Below are 19,616 nucleotides of genomic sequence, written 5' to 3'. Positions count from 1 at the left end.
CGGGTGCGACTCGAAGCGATCACCTGGGACCGGCTGACCGAGGCCCTCGCCGAACGGATCCTGGAGACGGACCCGGCGGACGGCGGGCCCTGGTCGCGGGTGGCTCTCGACGGAGCGCCCGCCGCCGGGACCGCCGGGCCGGCCGAGGCGCTCGCCGAGGCGCTGCGGGTACGCGGCAGGTCGGTGCTGGTCGTCGGAACCGCCGGCTTTCTGCGCCCCGCCTCGCTGCGGTACGAGTACGGGCGCGAGGACCCCGACACGTACTACAGCGGCTGGTTCGACACCGGCGCCCTCTGGCGCGAGGTGTTCGGCCCCCTGGAACCGGGTGGCAGCGGGCGGGTCCTGCCCGATCTCTGGGACCCGGCCACCGACCGGGCGACCCGCAGCCCGCACCGTGAACTGGCGCCCGGCGGTGTGCTGGTGCTGCACGGGCCGCTGCTGCTGGGGCACTGGTTCCCGTTCGACCTCACGGCGCATCTGCGGCTGTCACCGGCCGCGCTCCGGCGCCGTACCGACGCGGGTGAACTCTGGACGCTGCCCGCCTTCGCCCGGTACGAGGACGAGGTGGACCCGGCCGCCGTCGCCGATGTGGTCGTACGGGCCGACGATCCCCGGCATCCGGCCTGGGGCGGGCTGGGCTGACGGGCGGCCGACGGGCGGCCCACGGCGGTGCGCCGTGCACCGGTGGCTACGGCGCGTCCGGTGGCTACGGCGCGTCCGGTGGCCACGGCGCGTCCGGGGGGCGTCCGCCCACCACCGCCACTGCGCGTGCCCCCGCCCGGCAGCCCGCCACGGCCGCCCGCACGGGGCTCGCGCCCGTCAGCCGCGCCGCCAGGAACGCGCCGGTGAACGCGTCGCCCGCCCCCGTCGAGTCCACGGCGCGGGCCGGGACGGGCGGTACGCGGGCACTGACGGCGCCCGCCTCCGCCACCAGGGCGCCGTCCCCGCCCAGGGTGACCACCGCCAGCGGCACCCGTCGGCTCAGCTCGGCCGCGGCGTCCGCCGGATCCGTCAGACCGGTCAGGAGCCTGGCCTCGTCGGCATTGGGCAGCAGCGTCTCCGCGCCCTCGACCGCTGCCAGAAAACGGTCCGCGCCCAGCTCCTCGATGAAGCCGGCCGAGGCGGGATCCACGCTCACCGGAATCCCGCGCTCCAGCGCCGAGCCCAGCGCGACGGCGGCGAGCCGCCGGCTCACCTCGGTGAAGAAGAGATAGCCGGAGAGATGCAGCCGCCCCACCCCGTCGAGGAGGGACGGCGACCAGTCGTCGGGGGACAGCCGCAGTGTCGCTCCGCCGTCGGTGAGCAGTGTGCGCTCGGCGGAGGCGTCGACCAGGCATATCACCGTGGCGGTCGGCACCTTGTCGTCGATGACGAGACGTGTCCGTACCCCCGCCCGCCGCAGCCGCTCCGCGTGCCAGTCATGGGCGTCCGCGCCCACCCGCGCCAGCAGCCGTACATCCGCGCACCCGCTGTGGACGGCCCAGCAGGCCGCGTTGGCCCCGGCGCCGCCGGGCAGCGTACGGATCTCGGCGGCCGTGTCCGTACCGTGCGCGAGAGATGCGCGGTACCGCGCCACCACATCGGTCACCACGTCCCCGACCACCAGCAGGGCGCCGCCGCCGAGCGTGCCGTGCCCGAGCGCGCCGCCGTCGTACACCTCGTCGTCGTACGTTCCGCCGCCGCGTGCCTCGTCCCCGCGTGCCTCGTCCCCGCGGGTCACCGTGCCGTGGCGATCCGGGCCGCGAGCCGTACATTGCCGCGTACCGCCGCCAGATTGGCCTCCAGCGAGGCACCCTCGGTCCGCCGCATGAGATGGTCCAGCAGGAACGGGGTGACGGCCTGGCCGCCGATCCCGCGCTCATGACATTCGGTGAGGGCCTCCGCGAGCACCCGGTCGTGCAGTGCCGGATCGAGCTGCCGCGCCTCCGGTACGGGGTTGGCGACGATCAGCGCCGACTCGGGGCCGCCCAGCGCGTCCTGGGCGGCCATCACGGCCGCGACCTCCTCGGGCGAGTGGACCGTCCAGTCGACCGGTTCGCCGGAAGAGGCCAGATAGAAACCGGGGAAACGTTCCGTCCCGTATCCCAGGATGCTCACGCCCAGTGTCTCCAGGCGCTGGAGCGTCGCCGGGACGTCCAGGATCGATTTGACCCCCGCGCAGACGACCGTGATCCGGGTCCTGGCCAGCAGCGCCAGATCGGCCGACTCGTCCTGGGTCTCGGTCCAGCCGCGGTGGACCCCGCCCAGACCACCCGTCGCGAAGACCCGGATCCCGGCCCTGGCGGCCAGAAACGCGGCGGCGGACACGGTGGTCGCACCGCTCGCGCCCGCCGCGATCGCGGGTGCCAGATCGCGCCGGCCCAGCTTCCGTACGGACTCGTCCTGGGCGATCCGGTCCAACTCGTCCTTGACCAGGCCCACATGGGGCCGGCCGTCCAGCACGGCGACGGTCGCGGGCACGGCGCCCCCGGCCCGCACCAGCTCCTCCAGCTCCTCCGCGACCGCCAGATTGCGGGGGCGCGGCAGTCCGTGCGCGATGATCGTCGACTCCAGGGCGACCACGGGACGGCCCGCGGCGAGCGCCTCCCGCACCTCGGGAGAGTGCTGCAAAGTGATGTCTGGCATGTCCCCATCCATGGCACGTCCGGGGCCCGCGCAAACGTCGGCCACCGGCTCCGTGCGGACACCGCCCCCGGATCGCCGGGCCGGGCGCGCGATCACCGGCCGGCGGGACAGCCGGCCGGCGATTCACGTCCGGATCTTGTGCCCGGGTCTCGTGCCCGGATCCCGGATCAGACCCGTCGTGCGACCTCAGGCGGCCTTCACTCCATTCAGCGCGCCATGCGGATTCAGCACATACTTGCGGCTCGCTCCGTGGTCGAACTCCGCGTATCCGCGCGGTGCGTCGTTCAGCGAGATCACCGTGGCGTTGACCGCCTTCGCGATATGCACCTTGTCGTGCAGGATCGCCTCCGCGAGGCCCCGGTGGTACTTCATCACCGGGCACTGGCCGGTGGTGAACTCATGGCTCTTCGCCCAGCCCAGCCCCAGCCGTACCTTCAGCGTGCCGGACTTGGCGTCCTTGTCGACACCGCGCGGGTCCTCGGTGACATACAGCCCCGGGATACCCAGCTTGCCGCCCGCCCTGACCACGTTCATCAGGGAGTTGAGGACGGTCGCCGGTGCCTCGTCGGTGTCCTTGCCGTAGGCGCGCGCCTCGAAGCCGACCGCGTCGACCGCCGCGTCCACCTCGGGCACACCCAGGATCTGGGCTATGTGGTCCTCCAGCGAACCCAGCGTCAGATCGACGGTCTCACAGCCGAAACTGCGGGCCTGGTCCAGCCGTTGGGTGTTGAGGTCGCCGACGATGACGACCGACGCGCCGAGGAGCTGCGCCGAAGCCGCGGCCGCCAGGCCGACAGGTCCCGCGCCCGCGATGTACACCGTGGAGCCGACCTCCGTGCCGGCGGTCACGGCGCCGTGGAAGCCGGTCGGGAAGATGTCCGAGAGCATCGTCAGATCGAGGAGCTTCTCGCGTGCCGCGTCCCGGTCGGGGAACTTGAGCAGATTGAAGTCCGCGTACGGCACCATGACGTACTCCGCCTGGCCACCGACCCAGCCGCCCATGTCGACATAGCCGTATGCCGCGCCGGGTCGGGCCGGATTGACGTTCAGACAGATTCCGGTCTTGCGCTCCTTGCAGTTCCGGCAGCGCCCGCAGGCGATGTTGAAGGGCACCGAGACGATGTCGCCGTTGTCGATGAACTCGACGTCGGGCCCCTTCTCGATGACCTCGCCGGTGATCTCGTGACCGAGGACCAGGCCTTCGGGGGCCGTCGTACGGCCTCGTACCATGTGCTGGTCGCTGCCGCATATATTGGTGGCGAGGACCTTGAGGATGACCCCGTGCCGGCACTTGCGGCCGATATTGGCCGGGGCCACTCCCGGCCCGTCGCGAAGTTCCAGCCCTGGGTACTCGGTCTCCCTGACCTCCACCTCACCCGGCTTGATGTATGCGACCGCCCTGTTTCCTCCGCTCATGCTGACTCGCCGTCCCTTCGGTTCTGCCTGTCCAGCGGATGACTCGGCATGTGCGCGGGTCATGGAGTCCGCTACCGCTCGGGCGGTCCGGCCACGGGGGGTGCGGACACGGGAATCCGCCCGGTCGGCGGGGCCGGACGTACAAGCGCCTCGCACGGTATCCGCCGGGCTGTACGCGCGGTGGTGCTCCACAAATCAGCCTAAGCCCGGCAAGGAAAGCGGACAAGTGACGGTAAAACCGTGCAATATTCGCACCCTCGTCCGGGCTTGCGGCAGCGTGCTTCCGGGGGGCGGGGGGGCGGGGGTTCAGAAAAGCGGCGCCGGGAGCACACCCTCCAGGGCCAGCAGCCGCCGCTTGGTCTCCAGCCCGCCGCCGAAACCGCCGAGCCCGCCGTCGCTCTCCACCACCCGGTGACACGGCACCACCACCGGCAGGGGATTGGAGCCCATCGCCGCGCCGACCGCCTGGGCGGCGCCGGGCTGGCCCACCCGGCGTGCCAGCTCGCCGTACCCCACCACCGCGCCGTACGGCACACCCGTCGCCAGCTCGCGCAGCACCTGCCGGTTGAAACCTCCGGAGAGCGACCAGTCCAGCGGCAGTCCGAACTCCCGCAGCCCGCCCGCGAAATACGCCGACAGCTCACGTATCGGCCCGGCCAGCAGGCCCGACGCCGATTCGACCGGCTCGGCCCCGAGCCGCTCCCTGAGCTGCCGCAGCGCCCTCTCCCGCACCGGCCCGTCGGCGTGGAAGACCACGCTCACCAGGCCCTGGCCCGTCGCGGCCAGCAGCAGCGGCCCGATGTCGCTGCCCACGACGGTCCACTCCAGCGGGGACTGTCCGTAAGTGTTCATGCGGACCACCGTAAGGGCCACCACTGACAACAGGTCCCGGCCCGCCGGCCCGCCCCGGCCGGTGCGGCCCGGACGGAGAGCCCCGGACGGAGAGCCCCGGACGGCCCGGCGGGTCTCAGCCCACCGCGTCCCGCACCACGTCCGGGTTGTTGGTGATGATCCCGTCCGCACCGAGATCCCTGACGCGCACCGCGCCCGCCGCGTCGTTGACCGTCCAGGTACTGACCGTGAGCGGCTTGCCGTGCGGGCCCTTCAGCCGGTGCACGGCGGCCACATAGCCGGCGGTCAGCGAGGTGTACGACGGATTGATCTGGTCCGTGAACGCGGCGTACGCGGGCAGCTCGGCCGTCGCCGGTGTCCCGAGGAAGCCCGTCGTGATCTCGGGGCGCCGCTGGTGCACCGCACGGACGCTGTCCGCGCTGAAGCTCTGGATGACCAGCTTCTCCTCGACATGGGCACGGTCCAGCCAGCCCTCCTGGCGGAGCACCCGCAGGATGTCCTTCTCGATGCCCGGGTACAGCTCGGAGGCCTTGATCTCCAGGAGCAGCTTCTGGCGGTTGGCGTCGACGGTGTTCAGGAACTGCTTCAGCGTCGGTACGCGCTCACCCGCCCACCGCGCGCCGAACCAGCTTCCGGCGTCCAGCCGCGCGATCTCGGCGGCGGTGAAGTCCTTGACCTTCCACGGCGCCCGGTCGGGGAAGACCCGCTCCACGTCCGTGGTCCGCAGCAGAGTGTCGTCGTGGATCACGACCAGGGCGCCGTCCCTGGTGCGCTGTACGTCGTTCTCCACCCAGTCGACGCCCAGTTCGGCGGCCCGCTCGACGGCCGCCAGGGTGTTCTCCGGCGCGTACGCCGAGGCGCCGCGGTGCGCGATCACGAGCGGGCCGCCGGCCCTGGGCGCGTCGGCGGTGGTGACGGCGGCGCCCGTGGCGGTCGCGGTCGCGGTGGCGGCAGCGGCGCTCGCGGGGGCGGGGACGGGAACGTCGCCCGGACCGGTGGAGGCCGTGGCGGCGCCCGGCAGCATGAGCGCGGTGACCCCCAGCAGCGCGCTGGCCGTTGTCGTCGACGTGCGCGTTGCCGCCGATGTGCGCGCGTACACCTGGACTCCTCGTGTCGCGGGATGACGGTCGGCCCCGAGGGTGGCAGCCTCCGGCCAACGGAGGACGGGCGAAGGTTGGCCACCACATGAAGCCACACCCCGAGACAGGCATACCGGACCGCGGGGCCGTGCCGCTCCGTGTCGCCGCATGTCGGCTTCATATCGGCTTCATATCGACAAATCGGCCGGTGCCTGTTTGATTACCGCGCCCGCCGTCCTACTCTCGCCCCGAACCAGCGCTTCCGTACATGGAGCCGAGGGGCGAAGGGCACACCGTATGCAGGGCACCGTCGAAGGATTCAGCTATGGCCTCGTCACCCCCGTGGCGGCCTTTCTCATGGCCTGTCTCGGGGCGGCACTCGGCCTGCGCTGCACCGCGAGATCCCTGCGCGCCCGGCGCCCCTGGAAACCCGGCGGGCTGGCGCTGGGGGCGGCCTCGATCGGCTCCGGCGTCTGGACGATGCACTTCATCGGCATGATGGGCTTCGCCGTCACCGAGGTGCCCGTCGGCTACGACCGGCTCACGACGTTCGCCAGCCTTGCCGTCGGGATCGTCATGACAGGGATCGGGATCTTCATAGTGGGTTATCGCGGCTCGACCCCGATGGCCCTGGTCACCGGCGGTACGGTCACCGGTCTCGGCATCGCCACCATGCACTACCTCGGCATGGCCGGCGTACGGCTGCACGGACAGGTCGCCTACGACACCGGGACGGTCGCGCTCTCCGTCCTGATCGCCGTCGCCGCGTCCGTGGCCGGGCTCTGGGTGACCGCCACGCACCGTGGTTTTTCGGCCAGTCTGGCGGCCAGTCTGGTGCTGGGCGTCGCGTCGACCGGAATGCACTTCACCGCGATGGCCGGGGTCGAGGTCCATCTCGACGGGACCACCGCCGTCCCGGGCGGCGCTCCGGCCACCGAGCTGCTCGTGCCGATGCTGATCGGCCCCGCGGCCTTCCTGCTGCTGGCGGGCGTGGCGCTGGTCTTCGACCCGCTGCTGGTGACGGGTGGCCGGGACCGGGACGCGGACCGGGAGCGGAACCGGGACCGGGACCCGGACGCGGACCGGAGCCGGCGCTGGGGCCGCCTCCGGTCCGGCCGGACCGCCCGGACGGCCCGGCCCCCGGGCTCCGTACGCGGGCTGTGCGGGTCCCGGGGGCTGGGCGGGGTGCCATCGCAGCGGACCCGGCCGCGCGCGGACCGGGACAGCCGTGAGGCGGCCGACCGTACGGCCGCCAGAGCGCCGCGCAGCGGCCCGCAGGACCTGCACGACTGGTGAGCGGGCGGTGATCCGGTGTCGTCCGGCGCCCGGCTGTCAGTGGGTGGTCGTACGGTGGTTCCATGCGGCCCGTTTCCAGCATCGAACGTACGGTGGCGCCCTTCGAGGTCGTCAGTCCCTACCAGCCCAGCGGCGATCAGCCGACGGCCATCACCGATCTTGAGCGGCGTGTCCGCGCCGGTGAGAAGGATGTCGTCCTGCTCGGCGCCACCGGCACGGGAAAGTCGGCGACGACCGCCTGGATGATCGAGAGGCTTCAGCGCCCCACCCTGGTGATGGCGCCGAACAAGACGCTCGCGGCCCAGCTCGCCAACGAGTTCCGCGAGCTGCTGCCCAACAACGCCGTCGAGTACTTCGTCTCGTACTACGACTACTACCAGCCCGAGGCGTATGTCCCGCAGTCGGACACCTACATCGAGAAGGACTCCTCGATCAACGAGGAGGTCGAGCGGCTGCGCCACTCCGCGACGAACTCCCTGCTGACCCGCCGCGATGTGATCGTGGTCGCCTCGGTCTCCTGCATCTACGGCCTCGGTACGCCCCAGGAGTACGTGGACCGGATGGTGCCGCTGAGGGTCGGCGACGAGATCGACCGGGACCAGCTCCTGCGCCGCTTCGTGGACATGCAGTACACGCGCAACGACGTGGCGTTCGCGCGCGGCACCTTCCGCGTCCGGGGCGACACCATCGAGATCTTCCCGGTCTACGAGGAGCTCGCCGTCCGTATCGAGATGTTCGGCGACGAGATCGAGGCGCTCTCCACGCTGCACCCGCTCACCGGCGAGGTCATCACCGACGACCGGGAGCTGTACGTCTTCCCCGCGAGCCACTATGTGGCCGGCCCCGAGCGTATGGAGAAGGCGGTCAACGGCATCGAGCGGGAGCTGGAGGAGCGTCTGGCCACGCTGGACAAGCAGGGCAAGCTCCTGGAGTCGCAGCGGCTGCGGATGCGCACGACGTACGACATCGAGATGATGCGGCAGATCGGTTCCTGCTCCGGGATCGAGAACTACTCGATGCACTTCGACGACCGCGCGCCCGGCACGGCGCCCAACACCCTCCTCGACTACTTCCCCGAGGACTTCCTGCTGGTCATCGACGAGTCGCATGTCACGGTCCCGCAGATCGGCGCGATGTACGAGGGCGACGCGTCCCGTAAGCGGACCCTCGTCGACCACGGGTTCCGGCTGCCGTCCGCGCTCGACAACCGCCCGCTGAAGTGGGAGGAGTTCCAGAAGCGGATCGACCAGACCGTCTATCTCTCCGCCACGCCCGGCACCTACGAGCTGTCCCGTTCCGACGGGTTCGTCGAGCAGATCATCCGTCCCACCGGGCTGATCGACCCGGAGGTCGTCGTCAAGCCCACCGAGGGCCAGATCGACGACCTGGTGCACGAGATCCGCGAGCGGACCGCGAAGGACGAGCGGGTCCTGGTGACCACGCTCACCAAGAAGATGGCCGAGGACCTCACCGACTACTTCCTGGAGCTGGGCATCCAGGTGCGGTACCTGCACAGCGACGTGGACACCCTGCGCCGGGTCGAGCTGCTGCGCGAGCTGCGCTCGGGGGAGTACGACGTCCTCGTCGGCATCAACCTGCTCCGTGAGGGCCTCGACCTCCCCGAGGTCTCGCTGGTGGCGATCCTCGACGCCGACAAGGAGGGCTTCCTGCGCTCCGGCACCTCGCTGATCCAGACCATCGGCCGGGCCGCGCGCAATGTCTCCGGTCAGGTCCATATGTACGCGGACAAGATCACCCCGGCGATGGAGAAGGCCATCGACGAGACCAACCGCCGCCGGGAGAAGCAGATCGCGTACAACACCGAGCGCGGTATCGATCCCCAGCCGCTGCGCAAGAAGATCAACGACATCGTCGCGACCATCGCGCGCGAGGAGGTCGACACGGAGGCGCTGCTCGGCACGGGCTACCGGCAGTCGAAGGACGGCAGGTCGGCCAGGACCGCCGTGCCCACGCTCGGTACGAAGGCCGCCAAGGCGGCCAAGGGCGGTGCCGGCGCGAAGACCGCGGTGCTCTCCGACCGCCCCGCCGCCGAACTGACCGGAATCATCGAGGAGATGACCGACCGTATGCGGGCCGCCGCGGCCGAGCTCCAGTTCGAGGTGGCGGCGCGGCTGCGCGACGAAGTGAGCGAACTGAAGAAGGAATTGCGGCAGATGAGGGAGGCGGGGCTGGCCTGACACCCCGGAACACCTGGTGTGTTGCAAGACCGACACAAAAACGGTCCAAGCCTCCTGCACCGCCCGCGCGACTGCGTAGGGTGCTGCGCAACCGCATACGGACGGTTGCGGGGGAACCATTCGAGAGGGGACAGCGCGTGGTGGACGTATCCAAGGGCAGTGCGCCCGGGGGCCCTGGCGTCAATCTGACCAAGGGACAGGCCATCAGCCTGGAGAAGAAGGGCGGCGGCACGCTGACCGCGGTGCGTATGGGGCTCGGCTGGCAGGCCGCGCCGCGCCGGGGTCTGTTCGGCTCGCGCACCCGTGAGATCGACCTGGACGCGTCGGCGGTGCTCTTCGCCGACAAGCAGCCGGTCGACGTGGTCTTCTTCCGTCATCTCGTCAGCGACGACGGCTCGGTGCGGCACACCGGTGACAATCTGGTCGGCGGCGCGGGACAGGGCGGCGACGACGAGGCGATCCTGGTCGACCTCCAGCGGATCCCGGTCCATATCGACCAGATCGTCTTCACGGTGAACTCGTTCACCGGCCAGACGTTCCAGGAGGTGCAGAACGCCTTCTGCCGCATCGTCGACGAGACCAACGGCCAGGAGCTGGCGCGCTACACACTGGACGGCGGTGGCCAGTACACCGCGCAGATCATGGCGAAGGTGCACCGCGCGGGCGCGGGCTGGCAGATGACGGCCCTGGGCAACCCGGCCAACGGCCGTACGTTCCAGGACCTGATGCCGGCGATCCTGCCGCATCTCTAGTACCCAGGCGAGTACCCAGGCGCATTTTCAGTACCCAGGACAGCTCCAGCACCACGACGCACACATCTGTGCGCATCTGTACGACACGGCGTCTCGCCGGCCCGCGCAGCTCCCGGAAGTCAGGTCGCCGGGAGCTGCGCGGCTGCCGTGGACCCGTCCCGCACCACCCGACCATCCATGGCCGGACTCCTGGCCGCATCCACAGCCGGCCGCATCCACAGCGAACGACGACGCGTAACCGACGAGGGGACAGAGGCGATGACGGCCGAGCTGGTCCGGGGGCAGAACCACCCCTTGCCCCACACCCGCCTGGAGATCCGGGTGACGGCCGCCGCGCCGGTCATGGCCTGCGCCACGCTCGGCGACGCGCAGGGCACGGTGCGCGGCACCGAGTGGATCGCCCACCCCGGCTCGCCCACGCTCCCCGGCATAGAGGTGTCCCGGCAGGCCGCCTCGGGGCTGCGCTTCCATATCGATCTGGAGGCCGTGCCCGAGCAGGCGCATCTGGTGCATGTGCTGCTCGCCCTGCCCGAGGGCGTCGGCGGACCGGACCGGTTCGGCGCCACCGCGGCTCCCTTCGCCGCCGTCACCTCCCCGGACGGTACGGAGGTCGCCAGCTTCACCCTCACCGGTCTGGACTCCGAGTCCGCCGTCGTCGCCCTGGAGCTCTACCGCCGCCAGGGCGCCTGGAAGGTCCGCGCCGTCGGCCAGGGGTACGCGGGAGGGCTCGCCGAGCTGCTCGGCGACCACGGCCTGCCGCAGGCCCGTGCCTTCGTCAGCGGTATCCAGGAGACGGTCGCCCGCCATCTGGCGAGCACGGTGCAGATCCCGCTGCCTGGAGCGCAGGACGGCGTACGGGTCAGGCCCGAGGGCCTGACCTCCTCGGCCACACCCGGTCCGGCCGCGCAGGCGGGACCGGCCGCCCAGGGCGGCTCCACCGTCCCGCAGCCGCTGGCTTCCGCGCCGCAGCCTGCCTCCGACCCGGTGACGCCGTCGGCGGGCCCCGGCGCCCCGCAGGGCGGCACACCCGGCGCGACGCCCTCCGGCGGGGCGGCGGCTTCCGGCGGAGCGGGCGGTTCCGGGGGCGCGGTCAACTACACGCATCCCGGGCGCCGCACCTCCGCGCCTCCCACACCGCCCCCGGTCGCGCCGCCCGCGGAGCCGGGCCGGCCGCCCAGCCCGGTCGCCGGTGACGCCACGGGCTGGTCCCTGGACGAGCGGCTCTACAACCAGGTCTGGGGCATGTTCGAGGATCTGGCCCGCGCGGTCGCCGCGTACCGTAGCGCGATCGACTTCGCCGAGTCCCGGCTCGACCAGGAGCTGGACCGCGTCCTGTCCGACCCCCGTAACCGCATCGGCGGGACGGGTGAGGCGGCGCGGGAGGCGGCCCGCGCCAAGCACGACCAGCTCGCCGCCCAGGCCCGTGAGGCCCTCGACCGCGATCTCGCCCAGCTCGTCGCCGAGTCCGAGGTCGTCGAACCGGCCCTGCCGGCCGCGTACGCCCGCTGGGACAACCCCGTCTGGCACGCGTACCGCGTTCCGATGGAGATCCCGATGGCGCTGCGCCTGGGCGATGTCCATCTCCCCGAGCGCCCGGATCTGCGGATCCCGATGCTGGTGAGGCTGCCGCTGGAGCGCGGGCTGTGGGTCGACAGCGGCCGGTCCGGCTCGGAGGCCGCCCTGATGATGGACGAGGCCCAGCTCCGCGGTCTCGCCCTGGACACCGCAGTCGCCCATGCCGGGCGGCTGCTCGCCGTCTATCCGCCCGGCGAGTTCACGGTCCATGTCATCGACCCGGCCGGGTCCGCGGCCCGCTCGCTGACCCCACTGACCGCGTCCGGCGCCCTGGCGGGACCGCCCGCCGCCGGTGCCGCGGGGGTGGCCGCCGTCCTCGCGAAGCTCACCGAGCGGGTGGACCTGGTGCAGATGGCGGTGCGCGGCGGTGCCGCCGAGTCGCTGCCGCCCGGTCTCGACACCGCCGAGCAGCTGCTGATCGTCAATGACTTCCCGCACGGCTTCGACGACCGCGCGGTGACCCAGCTCCGCTATCTCGCCGACGAGGGTCCCTCGGTCGGGGTGCATCTGCTGATGGTCGCGGACCGCGAGGACGCCGCCGCGTACGGGCCCGTGCTGGATCCGCTCTGGCGCTCCCTGCTCCGGATCACCCCGGTCCCCGACGACCATCTCGCGGATCCGTGGGTCGGCCACGCCTGGACGTACGAGCCCCCCATCGTGCCCCCGGGCAGCCGCGTGCTGTTCCAGGTCCTGGAACAGGTGGCCACCGCCCGTCGCTCCTGGCGCCCCTGAGCGGCGCGCGTCCGCGCACCCCCGCTGAGCAGCACACTTTCATCGGCCTTACCTCTTTCTTTACCTTTCCTTGGTCTTTCCTGTACTGTTCCTTGGAACGGAGGGGAGTACTCCCGCATCGCGACGTACCCGTCAATACGGACCGCCATCGGTCCCGGGGCGCCGGCCCGGGGAGCGGCGGACGCCGCCCGGGTGGAGGAGACCTCCGGCAGCGACGACGCTGATCAGTAGCCGTACGAAGCCGGAGGCGCAGTGGACGTTTCAATGACCCTGTGGGTGCTGACCGTTCTCGGTCTGTCCGCCCTGATCGCCGTGGATTTCCTCATCGGGCGCAAGCCCCATGACGTGTCGATGAAGGAAGCCGGGATCTGGACGGTCGTCTGGGTCGCCCTCGCGGTGCTCTTCGGCCTCGGCCTGATGGTCTTCGGTACGGGCCAGGCGTCCGGCGAGTTCTTCGCGGGCTTCATCACCGAGAAGTCGCTCAGTGTCGACAATCTCTTCGTCTTCGTCCTGATCATGGCGAAGTTCTCGGTGCCGTCACATCTCCAGCAGCGGGTGCTGCTGATCGGTGTGCTGATCGCCCTGGTCCTGCGCGCGGCCTTCATCGCGGCGGGCGCCGCGATCATCGCCAGCTTCTCGTGGGTCTTCTTCATCTTCGGCGCGTTCCTGATCTACACCGCCTGGAAGCTCGTCCAGGAGGCGCGCTCCGACGAGGAGGAAGAGGAGTTCGAGGAGAACCGCCTGCTCAAGTCCATCGAGAAGCGGTTCGGTGTCGCCGACAGGTATCACGGCACCAAGCTCTTCATCAGGAACAACGGCAAGCGGGTCCTGACCCCGCTGATGGTGGTCATGCTCGCCATCGGCACCACCGATGTGCTGTTCGCGCTGGACTCCATCCCCGCGATCTTCGGTCTGACCCAGGACCCGTACATCGTCTTCACCGCCAACGCCTTCGCCCTGATGGGTCTGCGGCAGCTCTACTTCCTCATCGGCGGACTCCTCAAGAAGCTGGTGCACCTCAGCTACGGTCTGTCGGTCATCCTGGGCTTCATCGGGGTGAAGCTGGTGCTGCACGCGCTGCACGAGAGCGGGGTGCATGTCCCCGAGATCTCCATTCCGGTCTCGCTGGCGGTCATCTGCGGTGTTCTGATCGTCACCACGATCACCAGCCTGATCGCCTCCAGGAAGCAGGCGGAGCGCGAGGCGTCGGCCGCGGCGGGCAAGGGCGACGCCGACAGCGCGGACAGCAAGGACAGCATCCAGGCCTGATCCCGACCCGGAGGTCCGGGGGTCCGGACCCCCGGACCCCGGACCTCCGGACCCCCGGGACCCCCGTTCGCTCCCCCCGGAGGCGTCAGTAGGTGACGCTGATACGGCGCGCGGCCCCGTCCACCCGTATCTGACCGCCGTAAGGGATCACCAGCTGCGGATCGGTGTGCCCGAAGTCGACATCGAAGACGGTGACCGTTCCGGGGGCGTACGCCGCGAGCGCGCGCAGTACGGCCTCGCGCTGCTCCCGCGCGTACCGGGCCGCCTCCTCCGGGCTGTTGGGCCGGGTGAACGACCAGGCCTTGGGCCGCGCCATCAGCAGCGCGGGAAAGCGCCGCAGCAGATCGCGCTCGCCCATGCCGCGCAGGATCCGGAACACCTCCTCGGCGGACGGCAGGTCCTCCGAGGTCTCCAGTACCAGCACACATCCGTCGTACACGGAGAGATCGCGCCGGATCTCCCGGTCCGCCATCAGCAGCCAGGAGAGAATCTCCAGATTGCCGCCCCAGCTACGGCCCTCCACCACCCGCCCGGGACCGTGCCAGCTCCAGCCGCCGCCCGGCCGCGTCTCCGGCTCGGCCGCGAAGACCGCGGGGTCCGCCCAGTCGTCGCCCGGGTCCCGGAACCGCTCGGCGGGGCGCAGTTCGTACGGTCCCGAGGTGAACAGCGCGGCCCGCAGGGACTCGGCGGTCAGCGCGTCCATCGCGCCCGGCCGGCCCAGCTCGGTCATCACACTCGCGCCGTGATAGCCGACGATCCCGGTGTTCCACAGATACGCCAGCAGATTGGTGTTGTCGCTGAAACCGAAGAACGGCTTGGGGTGGGCCCGGATCAACTCCCGGTCCAGCAGGGGCAGCACGGTGATCTGGTCGTCCCCGCCGATACTCGCCATCACGGCCTTCACCGTCGGATCCGCGAAGGCGGCGTGGATGTCGTCGGCCCGCTCCCGGGGCGTCGAATCCATCTTCCGGGTCGCCGGATACTCGACGGGCACCAGCCCGAAGTCCTTCGCCAGCCGGCCGAGCCCCAGTTCGTACGGGAGCGGAAGCAGCCCCGGCAGCCCGGAGGACGGCGAGATCACCGCGATCCGGTCACCGGGCAGGGGCTTGGGCGGATATACGGGCGATACGGGGATCGGCATGAACCGATCGTAGGAACGCGGCCCGGCGGGTTCGAGTCATTATTTCGAGCCACCGACCGGCCGGGCGGCACCCCGGAGATCACCAGCCGCGGGCCCGCCAGGCCGCGAGCTGCGGGCGCTCGTCGCCGAGCGTGGAGTCGTTCCCATGGCCCGGATAGATCCAGGTCTCGTCGGGCAGGGCGCCGAAGATCTTGGCTTCGAGCCCGTCCATCAGACTCGTGAACTCCGCCGGCGTCGTGGTGCGCCCGGGGCCGCCGGGGAAGAGGCAGTCGCCGGTGAAGACATGCGGGTGACCGTGCGGGTCGTCGTAGACCAGCGCGATCGAGCCCGGGGTGTGCCCCACCAGACGCAGCGCGGTGAGCCCGATCTCGCCGACGGTGACGGTGTCGCCGTCCTCGACCGGCACATCGGTCGGTACGGGGATGCCCTCGGCGTCGTACCGGCCCGCGTACGTACGGGCACCGGTGGCCGCCACGACCTCGGCGAGCGCCTGCCAGTGGTCGCCGTGCCGGTGCGTGGTGACGACGGACGCGATGCCGTCGTCACCGATCAGGGTCAGCAGGGTCGCGGCGTCATTGGCCGCGTCGATCAGAAGCTGCTCGCCGGTGGCCCGGCAGCGCAGCAGATAGGCGTTGTTCTCCATCGGTCCGACCGCCACCTTGGAGATCATCAGGGCGGGCAGTTCATGCACATCCGCCGGTCCGCCGACCTTCACCGCTCCGCTGTACGTCATAAGGATCAGCCTATAGCGGGGGGAGCACGGGGAGGCGGCCGTCCGGGAACTCAAGCGCCGCTCCGTCGCGACGGCCGGCGAGCCAGCCCACCAGATCGGCGGCCGGACCGGTGACGGGCAGCGGGACGCCCTCCGTACGGCCGGTGCGCCAGGTGCGGCCGTCGGACGCCTTCAGGGTCAGCGGCGGGACCCCGGGGCTGCCGGAGAAGCGCTCGGTGAGGAAGTCGATCTCGCGCGCGGTGAACTCCTCGGACAGATCCTCCAGCTCGCGGTCGATTCCCAGATCGACATGGTGCAGCTCCATCTCGACCAGCCGGCGGAACGGAAGACGCGCCGCCCTGTCCGTGACACCGTTGCGCAGCGCCACGACGCGGGACCAGTCGGCGGGGACGGCCGCGGAATGCTGGAACCGCTCCGCGGTGTTACGTACATCGGCGAGCTGCACATCGAGGGCGCGCGCCGCGTCCCGCTCGATGTCCGCCTCGCGGGAAGCGGCGTCCTCGTACATGGGCCGTCCTTCCAGAACATTGACCAGGGCGTCCGCGTTCCTGGCGAGATGGGCCAGTACATGACCCCTGCTCCAGCCGGGAAGGCGTGACGGCGCGGCGAGAGCCGCGTTGTCCAGTGCGCCGGCCGCGGTGAGGAGCCGCTCGGTCGCTTCGCGTACAGATACCAGGTCCCGCACATGGTCGATCATGGCGCCGACGATAGCCGCGCCACTCGATCGGGTGAAGGCGGTGACGAGCGTCCTTAAATCGAATGCACGTGCTATAGGCTCGGACGAGGCATCCTGGCATGTAGGCACATCGCGAATAGGCACATCCGAGCCCGGCGCTCCGCGCGCGGGGCCATCCACCGCTTGGCAATCAATCGCTCTGGCGACCCCCGTAGTCCGTGAAGGGGGCTCCGCCCCTGTTTCCCCAGAAAGGTGCGGACCGGCGTGGCCGACCGTCTCATCGTCCGTGGCGCGCGCGAGCACAATCTCAAGAACGTGTCGCTCGACCTCCCCCGTGACTCCCTCATCGTCTTCACCGGGCTCTCCGGGTCGGGCAAGTCCTCCCTCGCGTTCGACACGATCTTCGCCGAGGGGCAGCGCCGGTACGTGGAGTCGCTGTCCTCGTACGCCCGGCAGTTCCTCGGTCAGATGGACAAGCCGGACGTCGACTTCATCGAAGGGCTCTCCCCGGCCGTCTCCATCGACCAGAAGTCGACCTCGCGCAACCCGCGCTCGACGGTCGGCACGATCACCGAGGTCTATGACTACCTCCGGCTGCTCTTCGCGAGAATCGGCAAGCCGCACTGTCCCGAGTGCGGTCGGCCGATCTCCCGGCAGTCGCCGCAGGCCATCGTGGACCGGGTGCTGGAGCTCCCCGAAGGCAGCCGTTTTCAGGTCCTCTCGCCGCTCGTGCGGGAGCGCAAGGGCGAGTTCGTCGATCTCTTCGCCGATCTCCAGACCAAGGGGTACAGCCGGGCCCGGGTCGACGGACAGACGATCCAGCTCACTGAGCCGCCCACGCTGAAGAAGCAGGAGAAGCACACCATCGAGGTGGTCGTCGACCGCCTCACGGTGAAGGACAGCGCCAAGCGCCGGCTGACCGACTCGGTCGAGACCGCGCTCGGTCTCTCCGGCGGCATGATCGTGCTCGACTTCGTGGATCTCCCGGAGGACGACCCCGAGCGCGAGCGGATGTACTCGGAGCACCTCTACTGCCCGTACGACGACCTCTCCTTCGAGGAGCTGGAGCCGCGCTCCTTCTCCTTCAACTCACCGTTCGGCGCCTGCCCCGAGTGCACCGGTATCGGTACGCGCATGGAGGTCGACCCGGAGCTGATCGTCCCCGACGAGGAGAAGTCGCTCGACGAGGGCGCCATCCACCCCTGGTCGCACGGCCACACCAGGGAGTACTTCGGCCGGCTGATCGGCGGGCTCGCGCAGGCCCTCGGCTTCCGTACGGACATCCCGTGGGCCGGGCTGCCGCAGCGGGCGAAGAAGGCCCTGCTGTACGGCCACAAGACCCAGGTCGAGGTCCGCTACCGCAACAGGTACGGCCGCGAGCGGGCCTACACCACCCCGGCCTTCGAAGGGGCCGTCTCCTTCGTCAAGCGGCGGCACGGCGAGGCCGAGAGCGACTCCAGCAGGGAGCGCTTCGAGGGCTATATGCGCGAGGTGCCGTGCCCGACCTGTGAGGGCACGCGCCTCAAGCCGATCGTTCTCGCGGTCACGGTCATGGACAAGTCCATCGCCGATGTCTCGGCGCTCTCGATCAGCGACTGCGCGGAGTTCCTCGGCGAGCTCAAGCTGAACGCCCGGGACAAGAAGATCGCCGAGCGGGTGCTCAAGGAGGTCAACGAACGGCTGAGGTTCCTGGTCGACGTCGGCCTGGACTATCTCTCGCTCAATCGCGCGGCGGGCACGCTCTCCGGCGGTGAGGCACAGCGCATCCGGCTGGCGACGCAGATCGGCTCGGGTCTGGTCGGCGTGCTGTACGTGCTGGACGAGCCGTCCATCGGTCTGCACCAGCGGGACAACCACCGGCTGATCGAGACCCTGGTCCGGCTCCGTGACATGGGCAACACACTGATCGTCGTGGAGCACGACGAGGACACCATCAAGGTGGCCGACTGGGTGGTCGACATCGGCCCCGGCGCGGGTGAGCACGGCGGCAAGGTCGTGCACTCCGGGCCGCTGAAGGGACTGCTGACCAACAAGGAGTCGATCACCGGCCAGTATCTGGCGGGCAAGAGGTCCATCCCGACCCCGGACATCCGCAGGCCCGTCGACCCGGAGCGGAGGCTCACCGTGCACGGCGCGCGGGAGAACAATCTGCGGGACATCGATGTGTCGTTCCCGCTGGGAGTGTTCACGGCGGTCACCGGTGTCTCGGGCTCGGGCAAGTCGACACTGGTCAACGACATCCTGTACACGCATCTCGCGCGTGAGCTGAACGGCGCGAAGTCGGTGCCCGGCCGGCACACGCGGGTCGACGGGGACGATCTGGTCGACAAGGTGGTCCATGTCGACCAGTCGCCCATCGGCCGTACGCCCCGGTCCAACCCGGCCACGTACACCGGTGTGTTCGACCATGTCCGCAAGCTCTTCGCGGAGACGATGGAGGCGAAGGTCCGGGGTTATCTTCCCGGGCGCTTCTCCTTCAACGTCAAGGGCGGCCGGTGCGAGAACTGCTCCGGTGACGGCACCATCAAGATCGAGATGAACTTCCTGCCGGACGTCTATGTGCCGTGCGAGGTCTGCCACGGGGCGCGGTACAACCGGGAGACGCTGGAGGTCCACTACAAGGGCAAGTCCATCGCCGAGGTGCTGGACATGCCGATCGAGGAGGCCCTGGACTTCTTCGAGGCCGTCCCGGCGATCGCGCGCCATCTCAGGACGCTCAACGAGGTCGGTCTCGGCTATGTGCGGCTCGGCCAGTCCGCGCCGACCCTCTCGGGCGGCGAGGCACAGCGCGTGAAGCTGTCGAGCGAGCTCCAGAAGCGGTCGACGGGCCGTACGGTCTATGTCCTGGACGAGCCGACGACCGGTCTGCACTTCGAGGACATCAGCAAGCTGATCACGGTGCTGTCCGGGCTGGTCGAGAAGGGCAACTCGGTGATCGTCATCGAGCACAACCTGGACGTCATCAAGACGGCGGACTGGGTGATCGACATGGGTCCGGAGGGCGGCAACGCCGGCGGTCTGGTGATCGCGGAAGGCACCCCGGAGCAGGTGGCGGGCGTCCCGGCCAGCCACACGGGCAAATTCCTCCGGGAGATCCTGGACCCGGAACGAATCAGTGACGCGACGCCCCCGAAGAAGCCGGCGCGCAGGAAGGCGGCGCCGAAGAAGGCGACCGCCTCCCGCTGAGCCTGACGCCGGAGTCCGGGCCCGGCGGCCCGGAGCCCGTGCTCCGGTCCCGTGCTCCGGTCCCGTGCTCCGGCCTCGTGCTCCGG

General features: G+C 70.5%; 14 protein-coding genes and 1 pseudogene. 7 read left to right on the top strand and 8 right to left on the bottom strand.

What is annotated here, in order from left to right:
- Positions 1-3: 3 nt before the first annotated feature.
- Complete coding sequence (locus tag ACWGDX_RS19775) at positions 4-642, top strand: uridine kinase (protein ID WP_453627211.1); 639 nt, start codon at positions 4-6, stop codon at positions 640-642.
- A gap of 64 nt (positions 643-706) precedes the next feature.
- On the opposite strand, the gene ACWGDX_RS19770 is transcribed toward ACWGDX_RS19775, so the two are convergent.
- The 5 genes from ACWGDX_RS19770 to ACWGDX_RS19750 all read right to left on the bottom strand — a co-directional run bounded on the left by ACWGDX_RS19770 (position 707) and on the right by ACWGDX_RS19750 (position 5,917).
- The gene (locus tag ACWGDX_RS19770; RefSeq protein ID WP_453627277.1) at positions 707-1,657 is read right to left on the bottom strand and encodes a carbohydrate kinase family protein; all 951 of its coding nucleotides are present in this window, start codon (positions 1,655-1,657) and stop codon (positions 707-709) included.
- A gap of 59 nt (positions 1,658-1,716) precedes the next feature.
- Positions 1,717-2,625, bottom strand: coding sequence for a pseudouridine-5'-phosphate glycosidase (locus tag ACWGDX_RS19765; protein WP_453627209.1), 909 nt, complete (start codon positions 2,623-2,625; stop codon positions 1,717-1,719).
- A 186-nt stretch (positions 2,626-2,811) separates the two neighbouring features.
- Positions 2,812-4,041: a formaldehyde dehydrogenase, glutathione-independent gene (fdhA, locus tag ACWGDX_RS19760; RefSeq protein ID WP_365902454.1), complete on the bottom strand. Its 1,230-nt coding sequence runs from the start codon at positions 4,039-4,041 to the stop codon at positions 2,812-2,814.
- A 306-nt stretch (positions 4,042-4,347) separates the two neighbouring features.
- Complete coding sequence (locus ACWGDX_RS19755; protein ID WP_453627207.1) at positions 4,348-4,893, bottom strand: methylated-DNA--[protein]-cysteine S-methyltransferase; 546 nt, start codon at positions 4,891-4,893, stop codon at positions 4,348-4,350.
- Positions 4,894-5,008: 115 nt separating this feature from the next.
- Positions 5,009-5,917, bottom strand: coding sequence for a glycerophosphodiester phosphodiesterase (locus ACWGDX_RS19750; RefSeq protein ID WP_453627275.1), 909 nt, complete (start codon positions 5,915-5,917; stop codon positions 5,009-5,011).
- 352 nt (positions 5,918-6,269) lie between these two features.
- Between ACWGDX_RS19750 and ACWGDX_RS19745 the strand changes: the two genes are divergently transcribed.
- The 5 genes from ACWGDX_RS19745 (at position 6,270) to ACWGDX_RS19725 (ending at position 13,794) form a co-directional block, all read left to right on the top strand.
- Positions 6,270-7,268, top strand: a complete 999-nt coding sequence (locus tag ACWGDX_RS19745; protein ID WP_453627205.1) for an MHYT domain-containing protein — start codon at positions 6,270-6,272, stop codon at positions 7,266-7,268.
- A 62-nt stretch (positions 7,269-7,330) separates the two neighbouring features.
- Positions 7,331-9,466 (top strand): excinuclease ABC subunit UvrB, encoded by a 2,136-nt coding sequence (uvrB, locus tag ACWGDX_RS19740; protein ID WP_453627203.1) that lies wholly within the window; start codon positions 7,331-7,333, stop codon positions 9,464-9,466.
- A gap of 185 nt (positions 9,467-9,651) precedes the next feature.
- Complete coding sequence (locus ACWGDX_RS19735; protein WP_365902554.1) at positions 9,652-10,218, top strand: TerD family protein; 567 nt, start codon at positions 9,652-9,654, stop codon at positions 10,216-10,218.
- Positions 10,219-10,476: 258 nt separating this feature from the next.
- On the top strand, positions 10,477-12,525 hold the full coding sequence (locus tag ACWGDX_RS19730; protein ID WP_453627201.1) for a TerD family protein: 2,049 nt from the start codon (positions 10,477-10,479) through the stop codon (positions 12,523-12,525).
- Positions 12,526-12,777: 252 nt separating this feature from the next.
- Positions 12,778-13,794 carry a TerC family protein gene (locus ACWGDX_RS19725; RefSeq protein WP_453627199.1) on the top strand — a complete coding sequence of 339 codons (1,017 nt, stop codon included), beginning with the start codon at positions 12,778-12,780 and terminating at the stop codon, positions 13,792-13,794.
- 85 nt (positions 13,795-13,879) lie between these two features.
- Here ACWGDX_RS19725 and ACWGDX_RS19720 read toward each other — a convergent pair whose 3' ends face one another.
- The 3 genes from ACWGDX_RS19720 to ACWGDX_RS19710 all read right to left on the bottom strand — a co-directional run bounded on the left by ACWGDX_RS19720 (position 13,880) and on the right by ACWGDX_RS19710 (position 16,365).
- Positions 13,880-14,935, bottom strand: a complete 1,056-nt coding sequence (locus tag ACWGDX_RS19720; RefSeq protein WP_453627197.1) for a S66 family peptidase — start codon at positions 14,933-14,935, stop codon at positions 13,880-13,882.
- A 79-nt stretch (positions 14,936-15,014) separates the two neighbouring features.
- Complete coding sequence (locus ACWGDX_RS19715; protein ID WP_453627195.1) at positions 15,015-15,668, bottom strand: MBL fold metallo-hydrolase; 654 nt, start codon at positions 15,666-15,668, stop codon at positions 15,015-15,017.
- Between the two features lie 10 nt (positions 15,669-15,678).
- A complete protein-coding gene (locus tag ACWGDX_RS19710; RefSeq protein ID WP_453627193.1) occupies positions 15,679-16,365 on the bottom strand; it encodes a maleylpyruvate isomerase family mycothiol-dependent enzyme in 687 nt (228 codons plus the stop codon).
- A gap of 243 nt (positions 16,366-16,608) precedes the next feature.
- Between ACWGDX_RS19710 and uvrA the strand changes: the two are divergent.
- Positions 16,609-19,524: pseudogene (uvrA, locus tag ACWGDX_RS19705) on the top strand (excinuclease ABC subunit UvrA); the annotation flags it as partial.
- Between the last annotated feature and the right edge of the window lie 92 nt (positions 19,525-19,616).

Source organism: Streptomyces sp. NPDC055025 (assembly GCF_053608565.1).
The sequence above is the reverse complement of the archived record's forward strand: the minus strand, read 5'-3'. Positions and strand labels throughout refer to the sequence as shown.

Coding starts and splice junctions, on each gene's coding strand:
- ACWGDX_RS19715 (WP_453627195.1), bottom strand. CDS start 15,668: ATGACGTACAGCGGAGCGGTGAAGGTCGGCGGACCGGCGGATGTGCAT.
- ACWGDX_RS19730 (WP_453627201.1), top strand. CDS start 10,477: ATGACGGCCGAGCTGGTCCGGGGGCAGAACCACCCCTTGCCCCACACC.
- ACWGDX_RS19750 (WP_453627275.1), bottom strand. CDS start 5,917: ATGCTGCCGGGCGCCGCCACGGCCTCCACCGGTCCGGGCGACGTTCCC.
- ACWGDX_RS19710 (WP_453627193.1), bottom strand. CDS start 16,365: ATGATCGACCATGTGCGGGACCTGGTATCTGTACGCGAAGCGACCGAG.
- ACWGDX_RS19720 (WP_453627197.1), bottom strand. CDS start 14,935: ATGCCGATCCCCGTATCGCCCGTATATCCGCCCAAGCCCCTGCCCGGT.
- ACWGDX_RS19745 (WP_453627205.1), top strand. CDS start 6,270: ATGCAGGGCACCGTCGAAGGATTCAGCTATGGCCTCGTCACCCCCGTG.
- uvrB (WP_453627203.1), top strand. CDS start 7,331: ATGCGGCCCGTTTCCAGCATCGAACGTACGGTGGCGCCCTTCGAGGTC.
- ACWGDX_RS19755 (WP_453627207.1), bottom strand. CDS start 4,893: ATGAACACTTACGGACAGTCCCCGCTGGAGTGGACCGTCGTGGGCAGC.
- fdhA (WP_365902454.1), bottom strand. CDS start 4,041: ATGAGCGGAGGAAACAGGGCGGTCGCATACATCAAGCCGGGTGAGGTG.
- ACWGDX_RS19765 (WP_453627209.1), bottom strand. CDS start 2,625: ATGCCAGACATCACTTTGCAGCACTCTCCCGAGGTGCGGGAGGCGCTC.